A 750-nucleotide genomic window follows, 5' to 3' on the forward strand; every position below is an offset into this window, starting at 1 on the left:
CGCGACGGTCAACATCGACCAGCCGACATCGTCCTCGACGATGCTCAACCGCGTCACCGGTGGTACCAAATCGACCATAGCGGGCCAGCTCAACGCCAATGGCCAGGTGTTTCTCGTCAACCCCAACGGCATCGCCATCTCCAAGACCGGCAAGGTCAGTGCCGCCGGCTTCGTCGGCTCCTCGCTCGACATCAGCGATGATGACTTCAAGGCGGGCAAGCTGACGTTCCAGGGCAAGGGCGCCTCGGCTTCTGTTTCAAACGAAGGCTCCGTCTCGATCGGCCGCGGCGGCTATGCCGCACTGATCGGCGGCAGCGTGGACAATGCCGGCTCGATCAGCGTGCCATTGGGCAAGGTCGGGCTGGGTTCGGGCGAGAAGGCAACGCTCGACCTTTCCGGCGACGGCTTCTTGCAGGTCTCGGTACCGACCAAGGCGGATGGCAGCAACGCGCTGGTCAGCAATTCCGGTAAGATCAGCGCCGATGGCGGGACGGTCGAGCTCAAGGCGGCGGCGGTGCGCGATGCCGCCCGCCAAGCGGTCAACATGTCCGGTGTCATCGAGGCGCGCACGGTGTCCGGTCAATCCGGCGCCATCGTGCTCGGCGGCGGCGATGGCTCGGTCGAAGTCTCCGGCACGCTCGATGCTTCGGCCAAGGCCGGCGGCAAGGGCGGCAAGGTCACGGTGACCGGCCGCAAGCTGAAGCTCAAGGCAGCCAAGGTCGATGCCTCGGGCAAGGACGGCGGCGGCAC

At 66.1% G+C, this 750-nt stretch carries 1 protein-coding gene; it reads left to right on the top strand.

From position 1 onward, the window contains the following. Nucleotides 1-750: two-partner secretion domain-containing protein (locus AC1DPX_RS35080; protein ID WP_477242594.1), on the top strand; the 750-nt coding region annotated here is incomplete at both ends.

The organism is Mesorhizobium sp. 01N446 (assembly GCF_056399285.1).